This window comes from uncultured Paracoccus sp. (genome assembly GCF_947496875.1).
Lineage (GTDB): Bacteria > Pseudomonadota > Alphaproteobacteria > Rhodobacterales > Rhodobacteraceae > Paracoccus.
Genome location: NZ_CANMEH010000017.1, coordinates 1 through 16289, shown reverse-complemented (window position 1 = coordinate 16289; position 16289 = coordinate 1). Strand labels below are relative to the sequence as shown.

At 65.9% G+C, this 16289-nt stretch carries 19 protein-coding genes; 3 read left to right on the top strand and 16 right to left on the bottom strand.

All coding sequences use genetic code 11. The annotated features are described in order from the left end of the window. Positions 1–17: 17 nt before the first annotated feature. From Q0938_RS15335 to Q0938_RS15325, 3 genes are all read right to left on the bottom strand, one after another. Complete coding sequence (locus Q0938_RS15335) at positions 18–1061, bottom strand: toprim domain-containing protein (protein ID WP_299364077.1); 1044 nt, start codon at positions 1059–1061, stop codon at positions 18–20. Beyond that, positions 1061–5410, bottom strand: coding sequence for a strawberry notch-like NTP hydrolase domain-containing protein (locus Q0938_RS15330; RefSeq protein ID WP_299364075.1), 4350 nt, complete (start codon positions 5408–5410; stop codon positions 1061–1063). Before Q0938_RS15330 ends, Q0938_RS15335 begins: the two co-directional genes overlap by 1 nt. 158 nt (positions 5411–5568) lie before the next feature. After that, a complete protein-coding gene (locus Q0938_RS15325; protein WP_299364074.1) occupies positions 5569–5991 on the bottom strand; it encodes an antirestriction protein in 423 nt (140 codons plus the stop codon). A gap of 161 nt (positions 5992–6152) precedes the next feature. Between Q0938_RS15325 and Q0938_RS15320 the strand changes: the two genes are divergently transcribed. Together Q0938_RS15320 and Q0938_RS15315 are read left to right on the top strand one after the other, a co-directional pair. Further along, positions 6153–6410 carry a type II toxin-antitoxin system Phd/YefM family antitoxin gene (locus tag Q0938_RS15320; RefSeq protein ID WP_028034381.1) on the top strand — a complete coding sequence of 86 codons (258 nt, stop codon included), beginning with the start codon at positions 6153–6155 and terminating at the stop codon, positions 6408–6410. Then, positions 6407–6790, top strand: a complete 384-nt coding sequence (locus tag Q0938_RS15315; protein ID WP_012092614.1) for a type II toxin-antitoxin system VapC family toxin — start codon at positions 6407–6409, stop codon at positions 6788–6790. The genes Q0938_RS15320 and Q0938_RS15315 overlap by 4 nt, the downstream gene beginning before the upstream one ends. A gap of 17 nt (positions 6791–6807) precedes the next feature. Here the strand turns inward: Q0938_RS15315 and Q0938_RS15310 are convergent, their stop codons facing one another. From Q0938_RS15310 to Q0938_RS15250, 13 genes are all read right to left on the bottom strand, one after another. Further along, positions 6808–7452, bottom strand: coding sequence for an antitoxin of toxin-antitoxin stability system (locus Q0938_RS15310; protein ID WP_299364068.1), 645 nt, complete (start codon positions 7450–7452; stop codon positions 6808–6810). Further along, positions 7445–7861 carry a hypothetical protein gene (locus tag Q0938_RS15305; protein ID WP_299364065.1) on the bottom strand — a complete coding sequence of 139 codons (417 nt, stop codon included), beginning with the start codon at positions 7859–7861 and terminating at the stop codon, positions 7445–7447. The genes Q0938_RS15310 and Q0938_RS15305 overlap by 8 nt, the downstream gene beginning before the upstream one ends. 66 nt (positions 7862–7927) lie before the next feature. Then, entirely contained in the window at positions 7928–8485 is a 558-nt protein-coding gene (locus Q0938_RS15300) for a hypothetical protein (RefSeq protein WP_039194755.1), read from the bottom strand. 131 nt (positions 8486–8616) lie between these two features. After that, positions 8617–8985, bottom strand: a complete 369-nt coding sequence (locus Q0938_RS15295; RefSeq protein ID WP_299364055.1) for a thermonuclease family protein — start codon at positions 8983–8985, stop codon at positions 8617–8619. Between the two features lie 39 nt (positions 8986–9024). Continuing rightward, a complete protein-coding gene (locus tag Q0938_RS15290; RefSeq protein WP_299364053.1) occupies positions 9025–9405 on the bottom strand; it encodes a hypothetical protein in 381 nt (126 codons plus the stop codon). 10 nt (positions 9406–9415) lie between these two features. Further along, the gene (locus Q0938_RS15285; RefSeq protein ID WP_299364051.1) at positions 9416–9892 is read right to left on the bottom strand and encodes a DUF6878 family protein; all 477 of its coding nucleotides are present in this window, start codon (positions 9890–9892) and stop codon (positions 9416–9418) included. A 210-nt stretch (positions 9893–10102) separates the two neighbouring features. Further along, positions 10103–10267 (bottom strand): hypothetical protein, encoded by a 165-nt coding sequence (locus Q0938_RS15280; RefSeq protein WP_299364049.1) that lies wholly within the window; start codon positions 10265–10267, stop codon positions 10103–10105. A gap of 424 nt (positions 10268–10691) precedes the next feature. Continuing rightward, positions 10692–10988 carry a hypothetical protein gene (locus Q0938_RS15275; protein WP_299364047.1) on the bottom strand — a complete coding sequence of 99 codons (297 nt, stop codon included), beginning with the start codon at positions 10986–10988 and terminating at the stop codon, positions 10692–10694. Continuing rightward, positions 10985–11326 carry a DUF6117 family protein gene (locus Q0938_RS15270; protein WP_299364043.1) on the bottom strand — a complete coding sequence of 114 codons (342 nt, stop codon included), beginning with the start codon at positions 11324–11326 and terminating at the stop codon, positions 10985–10987. Before Q0938_RS15270 ends, Q0938_RS15275 begins: the two co-directional genes overlap by 4 nt. Beyond that, the gene (locus Q0938_RS15265) at positions 11323–11799 is read right to left on the bottom strand and encodes a hypothetical protein (RefSeq protein WP_058098278.1); all 477 of its coding nucleotides are present in this window, start codon (positions 11797–11799) and stop codon (positions 11323–11325) included. Before Q0938_RS15265 ends, Q0938_RS15270 begins: the two co-directional genes overlap by 4 nt. A 98-nt stretch (positions 11800–11897) precedes the next feature. Then, positions 11898–14048 carry a chromosome partitioning protein ParB gene (locus Q0938_RS15260; protein ID WP_299364032.1) on the bottom strand — a complete coding sequence of 717 codons (2151 nt, stop codon included), beginning with the start codon at positions 14046–14048 and terminating at the stop codon, positions 11898–11900. A gap of 123 nt (positions 14049–14171) precedes the next feature. After that, positions 14172–14567: a DUF2958 domain-containing protein gene (locus tag Q0938_RS15255; protein ID WP_073067607.1), complete on the bottom strand. Its 396-nt coding sequence runs from the start codon at positions 14565–14567 to the stop codon at positions 14172–14174. Next, positions 14564–15523: a zincin-like metallopeptidase domain-containing protein gene (locus Q0938_RS15250; protein ID WP_299364027.1), complete on the bottom strand. Its 960-nt coding sequence runs from the start codon at positions 15521–15523 to the stop codon at positions 14564–14566. Before Q0938_RS15250 ends, Q0938_RS15255 begins: the two co-directional genes overlap by 4 nt. A 221-nt stretch (positions 15524–15744) precedes the next feature. Between Q0938_RS15250 and Q0938_RS15245 the strand changes: the two genes are divergently transcribed. Next, positions 15745–16236 (top strand): hypothetical protein, encoded by a 492-nt coding sequence (locus Q0938_RS15245; protein ID WP_299364024.1) that lies wholly within the window; start codon positions 15745–15747, stop codon positions 16234–16236. Positions 16237–16289: the final 53 nt, after the last annotated feature.

Below are 16289 nucleotides of genomic sequence, written 5' to 3'. Positions count from 1 at the left end.
CGGGACCGATCACACTATCACCCCGCCATGAAACGGCGGACGTCTTCAGGATGAAGCTGATCCTTCAGACGCGCCCGGAGGGCATCGGCGCCGTGGCGTCGCAGATCATCGTTGAAATCGCCGTTGAGCGGCGTGAGCGACATCGCCTCGATCCCGAGGCTCTCTGCTCTGGCGGCCAGGCCGTCTCTTGCACCGTCCCCGGCCGGGTCGCGATCCCTGACGACATAGAGCCGGCGCAGCGACGGCGGGAACAGGATGGCAGCGAGGTGAGCGGCCGAAAGCGCCGCCAGCATCGGCATGCGGGGCAGGACCTGACGGGGCGACAGCACGGTCTCGATGCCCTCGCCGGCGGCGAGAACCTCAGCGGCGGTTCCGAAGCGGACAGCGTGCCCGAGAAGGACGCCCATCGCCCGCCGCGGTGTCTCGACAGGCGCCTTGCCGGAACCGTCCGGGGCGAGCCATGTGCGATGCGCGCCGGTCTGGTGGCCGGTGAGATCGATGACGGCGGCGACCATCGCCGGCCTGATCTCGGTGGGCGCATGCTCGTTGGGCCTGTAATAGCACCGGGGATGGTAGCGCAGCGCGGTGGTGCCTTCGAGCGTGGTGATCGCTCGCCGGTTGAGGTAGATCGCAGCAAGGGTGCCGTGGATCGGCTGCGCCATGGCGAAGAGCCGCCGCGACGCTTCAGGCGAACCGGGTGCCGCGCCGGATGTGCTGTCGGTCGGCGCTCTCGTCTTTGCCGGTTCGGGATGCGGGAGGGCGAGGAAGCGGCGCGCTTCCTCAGCCACGTCCTTGAAATCGGCGAGGCCGAGCGCCTCGCGGATGACGTCGAGAAGGTCGCCATGCTCTCCCGTCGCCATGTCACTCCACTTGCCCGCCGCACCCTTGCCGGATTCCGGGCCGGTCAGTCGCACGAACATGGAGCGTCCTGGGGTGTTCTGCACGTCACCGACCAGCCAGTATCGCCCGGCGCGGTGGCCGGACGACAGGTAGTGGCGGCAGACCGCCTCGGCCTCTCGGCCAAGGCGGATCGCCAGTTCGGATGCGTCGTGCCTGGGCATCAGGCTGCCTCCCGCTCGCCGATGCGCTCGACCGGCCAGCGGTCGAAGAGCTTCCCGAGGATCGCCGGACCGCTGGCATCGACCGGCACGAACATGCGCAGCTTCCAGGAGATGATCTCGTGGAACAGCCCATAGGCCGTGAGGCGCTGGCGCATGGTGTCGGTGAAACCCGACAGCTCGATCCGGTTTGCCCCCATGACCCGGACCCGGCGAAGCTGGAGGCCCTCAGCGAGATCGAGGATGATCCGACTTTCCAGCAGCGCCGCGAAGGCATCGTCCGGCGAGACCGAGGTGATGCCGGTCTCGGTCGCATTGGCCGCCCAAGCCGGGGAGACCTTGCGGCCGATGATGCGCTCGCCGGCGTCAGACTGAAGCCGATAGACGCGAGTGGAGTCGTTCGGCAGCCGCTTCCAGATCGGTAGCAGCAGGCCCGTCACCATGTGCAAGGTGGACTCGGCGAACTCCGGCACCTCCGCGACTTCGGCTTCCCAGGCCGATGCGAAGGCATCCCTGTCGGCTTCGACCCAATGGGTCTCGCGCATCATCCTGACCTGGACGTTCTGCGCTTCCATCGGCCGGATCAGCCGGACGCGGCGCTCGATCTCGCCATCGTCCAACATCACGCTGGTGGTGGGGATCTGCACCGCTGCCCGGCCTGAGCGCTCGTTGATCAGCAGCCTGGCGCGGGGATCGTCGAGTTCCGCCAGCGCGGCGTCGAGCGTCACCGGGCGGTTGCGCCTGCGTTCGGTGATGGTCAGCAGGCTGGTCTCGGCCCCGGTGCGCGGGTGCGTGTAGATCACCTGCCGATCCGTCACTACGAAGCTCTCGGCGCGCAGGGTCTCCAGCCCGGCGTCATAGGTGCCGGAGGCGATGGCGCCCTCGATGCGGGCGGTCAGAAGTTGTTCGAAGGCGGTGAAGAGGATGCCCTGAAGCTCGATGGTCAGCGCCAGCAGCCGGTTGAGGAAGGTGGTGATGGCCGGCAAATTGTCCTTGATGCCGTTCGCATCCATCAGCTTCAACCCGGTGGCAGCCTCGAACCGCTCCAGTGAGCAGCCGTCGACCTTGCCGCGCACCAGCAGGAGATAAAGCTGGCGCAGCGCGTCACGGGCGTAATGCGATTCCAGGTTATCTTCCGGGCGGAACAGGCCCTGACCACCGGTCTGGCGCTGGCCGCGCGTAATCGCGCCCAGCGTGTCAAGACGGCGGGCGATGGTCGAGAGGAAGCGCTTCTCGGCCTTCACATTGGTCGAGATCGGTCGGAACAGTGGCGGCTGTGCCTGGTTGGTGCGATGCGTGCGGCCGAGGCCCTGGATGGCGGCGTCCGCCTTCCACCCGGCTTCGAGGAGATAGTGGACACGCAGCCGGGTATTCTTCGCCGACAGTTCGGCGTGATACGACCGGCCCGTGCCGCCCGCATCGGAAAAGACCAGCACGCGCTTCTGATCGTCCATGAAGGCTTGCGTCTCGGCCAGGTTGGCCGAACCGGCGCGGCTTTCCACGACGAGCCGGTCGATGGTGACGCTGCGTTTGCGGACGATACGGCGCGAACGACCCGTGACCTCGGCCACCGTGTCGGTCCCGAAATACTGGATGATCTGGTCGAGCGCGCCGGGAACCGGCGGCAGGCTGGCGAGGCTTGCGATCATCTCGTCGCGCCGGGCCGCGGCCTCGCGGCTCTCGACCGGCTGGCCATCACGATAGACCGGGCGCGAGGACAGATTGCCCTCGCTGTCGGTGAACGGCTCGTAGAGTTGGACCGGGAAGGAATGGGCAAGGTAATCTAGGACATATTCGCGCGGCGACAGGTCCATTTTCAGATCGCCCCATTCCTCGGTGGGGATCTCTGCCAGCCGCCGTTCCATCAGCGCCTCGCCGGTCGAGACGATCTGGATGACGGAAGAATGTCCCGCTTCCAGATCGGCCGTGATGGACCGGATCAGCGTCGGGGTTTTCATCGACGTCAACAGGTGCCCGAAGAACCTCTGCTTGGCGCTCTCAAAGGCCGAGCGGGCGGCGGACTTGGCCTGCCGGTTCAGCGTGCCGGACCCGCCCTCGCCGCCGGTGATGTTGGCGGCCTGCATCGCCGCATCGAGATTGTTATGGATGATGGCGAAGGCATCGGCATAGCTGTCGTAGATGCGGACCTGTTCAGGGGTCAGTTCGTGGTCGAGCAACTCGTATTCCACGCCTTTGAAGGACAGCGAGCGGGCGGTGTAGAGGCCAAGCGCCCGCAGGTCGCGCGCCAGCACCTCCATCGCCGCGACGCCGCCGGCCTCGATCGCCTCGACGAACTCCGCCCTGGTCGAGAATGGGAAATCCTCGCCGCCCCAGAGACCGAGCCGCTGCGCATAGGCGAGATTGTGGACGGTGGTGGCGCCGGTGGCCGAGACATAGACCACGCGGGCCTGCGGCAGGGCGTGCTGGAGGCGCAGCCCGGCACGGCCCTGCTGGCTGGCGGCGACATCGCCGCGTTCTCCCTTGCCTCCTGCGGCATTGGCCATTGCGTGCGCCTCGTCGAAAATCACCACTCCATCGAAGTCGGAACCCAACCATTCGACGATCTGCCTGACCCTGGAAATCCTTTCTCCGCGGTCGTCGGAGCGCAGCGTGGCATAGGTTAGAAATAGGATGCCTTCGTTCAGGGTGATCTTTGCGCCTTGCGGGAATCGCGACAGCGGCGTGACCAGCAGCCGCTCCATGCCAAGCGCCGACCAGTCGCGCTGCGCATCCTCCAGCAGCTTGTCGGACTTCGAGATCCAGACCGCCTTGCGCCGCCCCTGCATCCAGTTGTCGAGGATGATCGCTGCGGATTCCCGGCCCTTGCCGACGCCGGTGCCATCGCCGACCATGAACCCTTGGCGGAAGCGGACGGCGCCCTTGGCGTCCTCCGGCGTGGCAGCAAGATTGTCGAGCGTGTCGTCCACCGTCCAAGCCCCGGCGAGGAATCCCATATGGGCCTCGCCGGCATAGATCACCGTCTCCAACTGCGCCTCGGACAGCCTGCCGAGAATGTCTTTGGGCAGCACCGGACGATAGCTCGGCTTCGGCGGCGCGATGCTCGCCATCGAGGCCGACTGCACGAGCTGGGTCGGATGCGCCTGCGCCCCGGCGATGCGGATGGTCTGAAGACCGTATTCCTCGTAGATCGCGTCGGAGAGGCGGCCGCCCTCGGCCGGTTCCCAATCCACGATCTCGTAGGCGACCGGCACGGCCTCCGGTTCCGCAAGGGGCGCGTCGGGCGCGGATCGCGCGGCGCGGTTGACATAGCCGCGCACGGTGCGCGGCGCGGTCGGTCGTGCCACCGGCACGGCCAGGCCGGGATCGACGGGAAGCCTGGCCGGAAGCTGCTCCGCCAGCCAGCCCATCAGGGTGGCAACATCCGACGCCACACCGGGCGCTGCCGGGAACACCGCCGGGTCTTCGGCGGGCAGCTTGTCGATGACGGTCAGCCGCGTGTCGATGGTGGTGCCGTGCTTGGCATAGACCGATCCATCGATGACGGCCGAGAAGACCACGCGGCCGCGCTCCTGCAGCCGTTTCCAGTTAGCCGTCCAGGCCGGATTGTCGGGGGCGAAGCTCGCGCCGGTGATGGTGACGAGCCGCCCGCCGGGCGCAAGGCGCGCCAGCGTCGAGGCGACATGGCGGAAGGCGGCATCAGCCACGCGGCCCTCGACATGGGCCATGACCGAGAACGGCGGGTTCATCAGCACCACTGTCGGGATCAGGCCGGGATCGAGATGATCGTCGATCTGGGCGGCGTCGAAGCGGGTGACGGACAGGGCCGGAAAGAGGGAGGAAAGCAGGCCGGCGCGGACCTCGGCCAGTTCGTTGACGAGCAGCGCACCGCCGGCGATCTCGGCCAGGATGGCGAGGAGCCCGGTGCCGGCCGAGGGCTCCAGCACGCGGTCGGCGTGCGTGATCGCCGCCGCCGTCACCGCAGCGAAGCCGAGAGGGATCGGGGTGGAGAACTGCTGGAAGGTCTGCGCTTCCTCGGAACGCCGGGTGTGGGTCGGCAGGAGCCCGGCAATTTTCGTAAGCTGCGGCAGGATTGCCGACGGAGACCCGGCTTTGCGGAAAAGTGCATTGCCGTATTTGCGCAGGAAGAGGACGGTCGCCGCCTCGCAGGCATCATAGGCGGTCTTCCAGTCCCAAGCGCCGGTGGCATCGGACGTGCCGAAGGCGGCCTCCATGGCGCCGCGCAGCGTGGCGGCGTCGACACGCTGACCGCGTTCCAGATGCGGCAGCAGCAGACCGGCAGCGGTGAAAACGCAGGCCGCGGTCTCAGCGTCATGGTCGAACGGAAGCGGCGCGGTGGCGGATGCCGCCGCGGATGCGGAAATCATGTTCATCGGGGATTCCTCGGGAGAGCAAGTCAGGATCAAGCCGGGCAGCGCTCTCTCTCGACCGCACCGGCTCAAACCCCTTCCGGCCCATCTCTCGCTCTGAAGCCGTGGCGAAAGCAGGCATGAAACAAGCGCCCGACCGTCAGGCTGGGCGCTTGTGGGTTTCAGTCGATGGCCTGGAAAATCGCCGCCGCCTCCGCGTGATCGGCGGCATGCTCGTAGAGGCGACCATAGCCCTCGGCGAGTTCGTCGTCATCGTAGCGGAAGGAAAGATGCGAGAAGGCGAAGAGCGTGGCGATGATCCCGGCGGCATCGCTTGAGACCTCGCCCTCGAAGCCGTTGCCTTCGCAGAACAGGCGGCAACGGGGCTTTGAGGTCGGCGCGAGATAGAGCGGCTGGCCGGCGCGTTCGTAGAAATCCCAGAGCCCGCCGCTGTAATCGCCGGGGCTGAGTATCTCCATGAAGCGAAAGACGGTATGCTCGCCGATGATGAGCAGGCGCCGGCCAAAAAGGCGCGGCAGGAAGTCCATGCGGCGCTCGTCGGGGACGCGGATTGCGGATTGGGAAGCAAGTTCGGGCAAAGCCATGATCGGTCTCCGAGAGGGAAAGGGGCACCTGCCGGACGACCCTCTCTCAACCCGTCCGGGGGCACCTGTTCCCGGCCCTCCTTTCGCTCTGGGGGCTTGAAGTGGACCATTATCTGGACCATCTTGTGCAGAATAGCGGAGAACATCTGGAGTGATATGCGATGAGGGTTTCTGTCACCGAGGCGAAGGGGCAGCTCACCGAACTGGTGAAGCGGGCCGAAGCCGGCGACGAGGTGATCCTGACGCGGCGGGGCCACGAGGTCGCCCGCCTCGTGCCGGTTGCCGTGGTGGCGACCCCGAAAGGCCGGCGCGCGCTGATGGAGCGGGTCCGGGCCACGGCGCGGGGCAAGGCATTGCCCGGCGCGGCTGCCGCGCGCAGCCAGGATTTCCTCTACGGGGATGACGGGATGCCGGCATGATCGCCGTCGATACCTCGGCGCTGATGGCCATCGTGCTGGACGAGCCGCAGGCCGAGACCTGCATGGTGGCGATCGAGGCGGCAGACGGCCTGCTGATCTCGGCCGGAACAGTGGCCGAGGCGCTGATCGTCGCCGGGCGGCGCAATGTCGGTGAAGAGATCGCCGCCCTGGTCGAGGGCCTTGGGTTCGAGGTGGTCTCCGTCACTGAAGCCTCGGCACGCAGGATCGCCGAAGCCTATGCCCGCTGGGGCAAGGGCGTTCATCCCGCCGGACTCAACTACGGGGATTGCTTCGCCTATGAGGTCGCCAGCGAACGCGGCTGCCCGTTGCTCTTCGTCGGCGACGACTTCTCACGGACGGACCTGCTGTCGGTTCTGTGAGGCAGCGCAGAAGGGTTTCAGCCGAAGCGCTTTCCATCAACTGTGAAGCTGTATTCGTTGGCAACGATGGCCTCATCGACCGCCTCATCCGAAGTCAGGTAGTCGTATTCGCGCTCAAGCTGGCGATAAAGCCAACGGGAGAGATCGCGCAATGCCTCCATGACGGTCTCCTCGGCATCGGCGGTCATGTCCTGCCAGGTCGGGCTGTCGCGGGTGACCGAGATCGCCATGCAGTATTCGTGATAGTATCGCCCCCGATGGGTCGCCTCGGCGGTCAACTGGTAGAAGTTGCGGCGTTGCGCCTGGTGCAGGGCATCCGCGATGCGGTGCAGCTCCACATCCTTCGGCGCATAGGTACGGATTTCCGCCGCCGTGCCTTTGCGATAGGAATAGTGGCCTTCGAACGCGGCGCCATCGCCCTGCGACCAGAAGCCCGTAAACCAGATGCAAGGCTCTTGTCGCACGCCGCCGCCCATGAGGCGGACGGTGCGGCTCTTGATGCGGATGCCGAGGATGTCCGCGATCCGCCGGAAATCCTCATAGACGGCATCGTACCAATCGTAGTCGAAGCCGCCCTCGCGATACCAGGCGCGGGCATTGTCTTTCGCGGCTTCGGAAAGCTCGTCGAGCCGATAGACCGTGGTTTCGATGACGTCAGGCATTGGGGTCGCCCCCGTCCAGAACGGTGGAAAGCCAACCGTCGTTGTAGATCCAGTCCACCGTCTCGCCGGTGGCGAGGTCGAGGACATGCGCGCCGCCCCCGAACCCGTCGATTCTCGGACGTGAGCAGGTATTGGCGTATTGCATCCCCCATAGCCCGGTCAGGCCGAACGCGGCGGCACAGCGTTTGACGAACTGGATGACATGCTCGGGATCGCCGGTGCCGTCATCGCGCATCCAGAGCTGGGTGCCGCCATGTTCGGGCTGGATCGAAAGCATGAAGCCGTCCGAGGGCGGATCTTCGGCGGCGTTTTCGCGCGCCAGCGCGTTGTAGAGATCAAGCGCGCGGGCGGCGTTCTCGGGGCTGCCCACGTCGAGCAGGCAGGAGAAATGGGTGAAGTAGTCGGCCATGTCAGGCTCCTGAAACGAGAAGGCCCGGCGCGGGGCCGGGCCTAGTGGATGGAAAGGGGCGACAGGTCAGGCAGCTTGTGGCAGCCGCAGCAGATCGGCAGTCGTCTCGCGCCAGAAGGGATCGACCAGCCGCGCCTCGAGCAGGCTGGCGCGGTGGCGGAGATCACGAGCCGATACCGCATCGCCGCGCCCGGATGCCGTGAAGGCCATGCCCCGCAGACGGCTGGCCTCCGTGACGGTGCGGCGAGCCTCGGCGTCGGAGGCGACCGGATGCTGCCAGAGCACGATCCCGGCCCGGACCTCACCGGCAAGGACAAGGCCCAGTTCGTTGTCCTGAATGACCATGACGCGGGGGCGAAAGCGCAGCGCATCGCCCTGTCCAACGCGGAAATCACCGCGCGCAACGCGCTGGCTGGCGATGATCAGCGCCTCTTCGGGGGATTGGCACTGGCCGATGACGAGCGTGCGGTCGAAGCCGCCGACGTCATCGCTTTCGTCATCGCTGGCGATACCGATGCAGGAGATGCGCAGCGGCAGCTTCTGGGCATGACGCAGCCGGGGCAGGATCTGTCGCGCGACAATTTCGCCGATCGAGGCGAAAGTGGTGTGGTGGGAAAGGCTCATGGGGAATGCTCCGCGACGGACGGCGGAAGCCCCTCTCCCGCCTCACAATCCGTCACGGCCAACCGGCCCGCACTCTTACTCTCCCGTCCCGACGGTGGATCGTCCCGCACCTCGGCGGGACGATCCGGCGATCAGCACCAGGGCTCACGCCGCCCGGCCCAGGTTCTCGCCAGCCCTTCATCGACGAGAATATCGCCGACATCGCGGCCTTCGACGCGTATCGCCGCCAGGGTCCGGCCATAGCGGTCGGTCCCCTGACGCAGGATTTCGACCCGCCGACCTTGCAGGATTTCCGCCAGCCTGATCTTCGCTTGCCGGGCAAGGTCGGTTTCATGGATGCAGCGGCCCTCCATTTCGGGAGCGTCGATGTTGAATATCCGAACAGCTTCGGACTGCTGTCCCATACCCAGCCGGATCGAGTCACCGTCCCAGACGCGGACTTCCGCCGGTTCGCAGGAAGCCGTGCAGAGCAGGACGGAGATGACGATATGGCTGAGCATGGCAAGAGGCTTTCATAAGGGGGAGGCTGACGCGACTGCTCAGACTTCTTCCTGAAGTCGGCCATTGACGCAATGCGGATCGACCTCCGCCTCGATCCGCTGCGTCCGCCCCATCCAAGGCGCCGGGTGGATTGCCCGCGCCCAATCGGCGAAGGACGGGATACGGCCCAGATCCTCGCGGACATGCTGCTCCCCGACCCATCGGGCCGGGATCACCCTGCCGGTGGACAGGGTGATCGTCGCCCCGAAAATGGTCTCGGCCATGAAGATGCCCTCGGCATGGTAGCGAAGCGCGCGATGACGAAAATCGGCCAGGATCTCCTTGCTGGCATCGAACCAGCTATGGATGGGCAAGTAATCCTCGACCGTGCCGCCCCATTTCTTCACCGACGAGAGCGCATGATGATAGGGATGTGCCATTTCCGCCCCCTCAGAACTCGTGACTGTAGAATTCGGTGGCGGTGTAGCGCTCGTTGTAGTCGAGCGTGATGGTGCGCGCCGCCACATCGAAGCTGAACTCGCCATAGGCGCCATCATTGTTCTCCCAGCCGCCATGGGTTTCCGAGAGGAAGTCATAGGCGAGCTGTTCGATGGCCGCCTCAACGCCCATTGAGATTGCGGTCACCTTGTCGGTTCCCCATGCCACCGTGGCAATGGTGATCTCGCCCTGCGGCAGGTCCACGGTCCGGTCGTCCGATTGGGCGGTGATGTCCTCGATCTGGCCGCTGTCGCCAGAACCGTCGAAGGTGACGGTCACGAGAGTGATGCCTGCGGCGGCCAGCGCCGTCTTGTTGTCGGGACGGACCGCTTCAGCGCGACGGTTGCGCTCATCGCGCTCGGCGAAGAAGCGCGCGACGCTGGCGGCCATGTCGAATTCCGGCGTGGCTGGTTTGTCGGTATCGGTCATTGGATGATCCTCCAGGAGAGCGGGATGATATGGCCCGGCGGCGCTCTCCTCTCCTTCCGCCAGGCTCGCCCCGATCCCGGCCCAACTCTCCCTTTCCACAGCCGAGGCGAGGCCTCGGCACCGCCGCTGGCGATGCGCAGCCTGCGCATGGCACAAGGCCCGGCTGCGCCTGACGCGGGCCGGGCCGTCGGGCGGAGGCGCTTTCGCGCCTCAGCCGAAGGGATCGAGTTCGAGCTTCACCATCTCATCGTCGCCGTCGAACTCGTCGGCGGGCATGGCGCCGTGGGTGCCGTCCCCGGCCTGGAACACGACGATCACGACCATCAGCGTGGTGGCGAGGCTGGCGGCGAAAGCGGTGGCATCTGCGTAGGACATGGGTTCCGGCTCCTGTCTTTGGAGGCGGGGGACCATCCCCCGCGCGACAGGCGCCCGAAGTGTCTGACCGGATCTGCAATCACCCTCGGGCGTTCGGATTCTTTCCGAATCCCCGAGGGCGGCACGCGCGCGTAAGCCGACCCCACCGGGGTTGAATGCAAAGAGACGGTCGGACCAAGGTTAGCGAATGGAAGCGGGGGATGGTGCTTTGCGTCGAGCCGGTGCCGGAAACCCGTCGCAGATGCTTTGCTGCGCCAGCCTCGTTGCCGGCGGATATTCAGGGTGTGTTTCAGGCCGGGGACGGAACCCGTTGCCCCCACAACACCAAGGAGTTGGCGCAATGGTGAAGCTCGAACTCGATCCATCGCTGCTTGTGCAGCGATACCCGATAGCCCCGTGTGCAAGGTTCGGCTTTCAGGGCCGGTCAGTCCCAGAACCCATCGGCGATTTCGCGGGCGATCATGGCGCGGGCCTTCATCATCACATCGTCGCCGGAGGTGTCGATATGACCGAAAAAGCGCGTCCGGGCGCCATGGGCCGTCCAGTCGGCATAGCGGCAGTATTCGCGGGCATCGAGCCGGAAGGCGCGCATGTCCTCGGCCCAATGCGGTTTCGGTTCCACGATGACGGTGACGCCGTTGCGGGTTTCCTCCCAGGGAAGCGAGCGCTCCGATGGCGGATTGCAGCGGTCATCGGCGAAGATTTCATCGACCGTCATCATGATGCGCCCCCATCTTCGGCCTTCTCGACAAAGCCGGCAGGATCGTCGGGATCCGGTGGCAGATAGGCGTCATAGGGGTTGCCGCTTGCGAGATGGCCGAACGGCGTGAAGACGTAATCACCCCCGTCGCGGCCGACCGCGCACAGGACATAGCGTGTCTCACGGGTCGCGGCGTCGAGGCATTCCATAAGGGCGAGATTGCCGTCATCGGCAGCACGAAGCAGAGTGTCGAAGTTCGTTCGAACGGGATCGGGAATGGCCATTGTGTTCTCCTGAAACGAAGAAGGCCCGCCGTCACGGGACAAGCGGGCCGGATGAACGGGATCGGCGATGGTCACGCGGCAGCTCGACCCTCGACGGCGTCGGCGCCTGCCTCGTCGGCGGTGATCTCCTCGAGGCGCGCGCGGGTGTAGCCGTTCCTGGCTAGCCAGAGTTCGGCCGCCTCGTGGTTCTCCGCGAGGTGCAGCAATTCGACGTTCTCTCCGACATCCTGCACAACGCGGACTTGACCGATCTTCGGGCGTTCGATCACCCGGAAGCTCAGATCGCTGTCGATGCCGTAGCTGCGCATGACGGTGATAAGAATGATGCCGCCTTCGCCGAAATCGCCTTCATGCAGGGTGAAGGACGGCGTGGTCGTGTAGGTCGGGCGCTCGCGGCCCGGTTCCTTGCGCACGAGACGACCGGCCCCGTTGCGGGATTTCCACGCGGCGAGCTTCTTGGTGAAACGTGCGGGCGGCTTCGGCTGGCCGTCGCTGTAGGCCACGAGCGAGCCGAGCGGCACGATGTCGAAGATGAGGGAAGCGGACATGATCTTGCTCCTGAAACGAAAGCGGCCCGGCGAGATGCCGGGCCTTGAGATGGAAGGGATGGAATGCGGGGCGACGGAGGCCGCCCCGCTGATTCGCGTCACTCGGCGGCGACGAGGGCCTCCGGATCGTCGGCGGCCTCGGCCGTGTCCTCATGGCCACCGGCGAGGAAGTCGGGCAGCGCCACGCTGTCCTCGTCCTGATCGGTCGCGCCATCCACGGCCTGCGCCTCGATGGCGGGGCGCAGCGGCTCCGGCAGCCAGCCGGTATCGGCCAGGAGCCGTTCGGCCTCCTTCGCCATGTCGCCCTTCTTGAGATGCGCGATGAGATCGGCCGCGCGATCGCCGGCACCCTCGCGCACCGCCTCGATGATGCGGGTCTTGGTCACGCGGCCCAGATAGTTCTCGACCGTTGGCCTCCAGCCCGCTTCGACGAGGTCGAGGCCGGTGGCCTGCGCCAGCCGTTCGGCCTCGGCCATGCGGCGGTCGAGACCGTGCTGCGAGATGCCATTCCCCGAATAGGGGTTGGGCCGCTCGTAGAGCGCGTTGACGCCGAAACTGACGCAATGCGCAAGCAGCGCCAGGCGGCTGGCATCGTCGAGACCGTCGATCCAGTCCCAGAGCCGGTCGTCATCACCGGAGGGAATGTCCCCCCGCCAGGCGTCCGCGCGCTCGTCGATCATCTTCGCGGCGGCGCTGTCAGCGAGCCCGGTCGCATCCGTGGGAAGATAGATGTGACGCACGGCGGCATAGAGGCTGGTTCCCGAGGTGGCGGTGCGCTCGAAAGTATCGAGAACCAGCTTGTGCAGCAGCGCCGTCATGGCGACGCGCGGATTCTCAGCAAGCGCATTGCGCAGCGCCAGCGTCCGCCAAGCGGTCAGGTCGGTCACGAGTCGCTCGGGCAACGGCTTGACGGCATCGTCCTCCTCTTCATCGGCGTCCGGGACGGGCTCGCCGCCGACGGTGATGACCGCGCGCTGCACCGCATCGGGATCGGACGGGTCGGCACCTTCGCCCGCATCCTCACCATCGACGCTCTCGGGTTGTTCGTCCTCGGGGCGGACATAACCGGGACTGACGATCAACTCGCCATCGCGGTCGATGCTGACGAAAACACCGGCACGGGCGATGTCTTCCGGCGCGAAGGTGACGGGCCGGTTCTCGAAGCCTTCCAACTCGGCTTCGATCTCCCCGAGCCGCTGGTCGATCTCATCGGGCAGGTCGTCGGCTTCTGCATACTGCGCTTCGAGTTCGTCATACTCGTCGCGCAGCGCCTCGCGGGCGGTGCGCTCCTCGTCGGTCAGCTCCTGGGTCACACCGACCAGCCTGCGCAGGCCGTTGGCGTAGCCGTAGGGAAGTTCGACTGCCGCGTCGATCCACTTCCAGCCCTGTCCGGCGATCTCGTCGGCGACAGTGCGCAGCTTCTCGTCAACCAGGCGGTCGAGCAGCGTGACGTCCTGCAACCAACCGCCGTTCTCGTCGGAGAAGAGATCGCGCAGCACCGGGCCGCCCGCCGCCTCATAGGCGTCGATGCCGATGAAGCGGGCGCGCTTGTTGGCAGCCGGAACCGTGGTCTCGGTCAGCAGGCTGCGGATGTGCCAGGGCTCTTTCTGCCACGACGTGCTGATCCGCTCCCAGACCTGCTGCTGGCGCTCGTGGTCGGGATTGACGGTGAAGGCTTCCAGCATCGCCAGCGTCATCTCATTCCGCGCATAGGCGTCGTGCAGCGCCGGCGCGACCGTCGCGAGACGAAGGCGCTGCATGATGTAGCGCGGCGTGGTCCGCCAGGCGTCGGCGATCTCCTCCTTCGACATGCCCATGTCGAACATCCGCTTGAACGCCTTGAACTGGTCGAGCGGATGCAGGGCGAGGCGCAGCAGGTTCTCGGCCAGCGAGTCGTCGACTGCCGAGGTCTTGGCATCGGCCTTCTTGACGATGCAGGGGACGAGGCCATCGGCCGGGAAGCGACCGGCTTCGACGAGGCGCGCGATGGACCTGTAGCGGCGGCCGCCGGCCGGGGTCTCGAAATCGCCGGTCTCAACGCCGTCCGCGTCGAGGATGGCGCGAACGTTGAGGCCCTGCACGAGATCCTCGCGCCGGTCGATGTCATGGGTAAGTTCGTCCAGACCCGCCTCGACGTCAGCCTCGCGAACATTGCTGTCCGACAGCCTGATCCGGTTGAACGGAATGTCGCGCGCCCGTGAAAAGACGATCATCGGGGCGACGGGCTTCTTCCTGGCAGCTTTGGCCATCGTGGTATCTCCGCGACGGGCGGCCGGGAGCCACTCTCTCGACCTCCAACCCGTCACGAAGCGAAGCGCCGCCCTCTTCCTCTGAAGAGTGCGACGCCAGGCCACAAAGCCGGCAACCGGAAATCAGGATTCCCGGCTTTCCGTATCTGTGGATGTGCGGGTGAATGCCGCACCGGCGCGGTAGAGGGCTCGTTCCGCCGCCTGGATGCTGCCGGTTTCCCACGCAGCCTCCGCCCAGACCGAGATCGGGAAATCCCCGGTGAAGAGCAGATCCCGCTCGATCCCCATGCCGAAGGGCAACCGGACCCCACGCAGCTCTTCCAGGCTCCACGAGCCGAGTTCGGGGTAGCCGATATCGGCCAGGCCGAACATGATGTCGCCGCCCTGATCCAGCTCGGTGGCGAGCCAGACGCCCTCGCCAAACGGATTGAAGAATTTCACGACGGGGACGTGATCGGCACCGCGATGCCGACCATTGGCGAGGAGCTGCGCGCGCTGTGTACGGGTCAGGAGGATCATGCCGCCACCCTCCGCTCGGTCGAGGCCGCAACCGTTTCAGCGCCGTCCTCGTCGGGCAGATGCGCCAGCAGCCAGTCGGCCGCCTTACTGGCCTGTGAGGCCGCGCGGACAATGGCGCGGTTATCCTCGCGCAGCACCTCCAGCCAGGAGCCGATGTAGTCGGCATGGCGCACGGTCGGCACGATGCCGAGCGAGGCGCAGCAGAAGGCCGCGTTCATCTCAGCCACCAGCTCCTCGAAGGCGTATTTCTTCGTGCCGAAGCTGCCCGAAAAATCCCGCCCCAGGCGCGAGGCATGGCCTGTGGCGTGACCCATCTCGTGGAGCGCCGTCCTGTGCCAGTTGATCGGTTCGAAATAGGCGGCCGGTGGCGGCACCTGGACATAGTCGAGCGCCGGAACATAGAAGGCGCGATCCCCGCCGATGCGGAAATCGATACCAGTGGCACAGATCAGCGCCTCGACCCTCGGCTCGATCATGCATGGCGGTGGTGGTGGTGCCTCGACAGCGATGTCCTCGGGCAAGCCTTCGCATTGCGCCGCGTTGAACACGGTGAAACGCTTCAGGAACCGAATGCTGCCTGCTTCTTCTCCCGCCTCCTGAGCGCGGCGCTTCTCGTCCTCCGGCGTGAAACGGTCGGCATAGACGACGGTGGTGCCGCGCTCGCCCTTGCGGACATTGCCGCCGAGCGAGAGAGCTTGCCGGAAGGTGAGCCAATGCTGGGTCGGATAGCCGTGCTGGACCACGGCGCCCCAGAGGATCAGGACATTGATCCCGGAATATTGCCGCGCGGTCGCGGCATTTCTCGGCATGGCGAGCGGCGCCTTCGCCGCCGCCGTCCCCCAGGGCTGGACCCAGGGCAGCCGCCCTTCCTCCAGCTCGGCGATGATCTTGTCGGTGATGTCGTCATAGAGATTGCTGCGGGCGCCGCCTGGGCGAGCGCGGTCCTGTCTGGCCATCGGGATGATCTCCGCGACGGGCGCCGGAGGCCACTCCTCCAGCCCTCAACCCGTCACGGAAAACCCGTCCGCACTCTCCCTCTCAGGGGGCGTTGCGGGGTCTCCCCGCTGAAGGGGGTGCGCCGGCAACGATAGTGCCGGCCAGGGGGAAGGCCTTCCCCCTTCAGGCCCACTGCAAGATGCGCGTTTATTCGCGGGAACAATAAAAAGAGCCCGCGCGAATGAAGAATCAGAAGCGAATAGCCGTCGCCGGTGTTGGCGTCTGCCGGTATGATGAGGTGAGTTTGGCGCTCAGGCTTGGAAAACTAATGACGCAGCATGACCAGCACATCGCCACGTGGCGGGATGCTTTTCGCGACGAGACAACGGGCATCCACAGAACCATTCAGGATCTGCTCTGGAACTACGCCGCCTTTCGCACGACGGTTCGGATCGTCCGTCTTGCAAATGAGAAGAGAGGCTCGAGACCCCCGCCTAACCAGATGATGTTCAATCTCGTTTCCGAGGGATACTGGTCAAGCCTGCTTCTCGGCACTCGCCGACTTCTCGATAAGGCCCCGATCAATGGCCCCAAGGGAGTTTACTCGATCCGATCTGTCGTCAACGACGTGAGAGCGAGCCAAAACTGGTTGACCAGGAGAATCTACGTCGAGAAAGTGCTTGACGCGCAATACGATCTCGATCGCCTGGGCTTTGTTGCACAAAGCCTCTGATGTCCGAGGTTCCCCTTTCCCCGGACGGATTTATCCCGCGGTTTCTGTGACAG